This window comes from Paracoccus sp. NIOT.M2S5SZ12 (assembly GCF_057748165.1).
The window spans coordinates 1-442 of sequence record NZ_JBYLFR010000072.1 but is presented as its reverse complement, the minus strand read 5'-3'; the positions used below and the strand labels follow the sequence as shown (position 1 = coordinate 442).

General features: G+C 60.6%; 1 protein-coding gene. It reads right to left on the bottom strand.

Annotated elements, in window-relative coordinates:
• Window positions 1-165: 165 nt before the first annotated feature.
• Window positions 166-442 (bottom strand): hypothetical protein (locus AC2SGK_RS18345; RefSeq protein WP_488324807.1); only part of this gene is annotated, 277 nt, incomplete at its 5' end.

The window sequence follows — 442 nt, the reverse complement described above, 5'->3', positions numbered from 1 at the left end:
AGGCTCGAACTCTCCGTCGACTTCGTGAACAAGCCCGCCTGCATGCACCTCGATCAGATAGACCCAATCGCAGTCCTCGATGACACGGTGTTGCCGCGCGCCAGCTTTCGGACAGCGGTGCACTAGCTTTCGGACGAAAATTTTTCATCCGCTGCAGTTGCCCCGTCAGGATTTGCGTGCCTGATCACCTGGCGTGAGCACTCCTGACACCTGTTCTCTGCCTTCGTGTTCGTTCGTGCTCAGCGCCACAGAGGGGTGTAGTGACTGTCCCGCGTCGCGCAGTGGCGGCCGTCCCATCTGCTCCGGCGTGAACTTCGGGATGGCCGCCAGCGCTGCAGCCATGGCGTCGTTCAGCAGCTCGAACTCTCCGTCGACTTCGTGAACAAGCCCGCCTGCATGCACCTCGATCAGATAGACCCAATCGCAGTCCTCGATGACACGG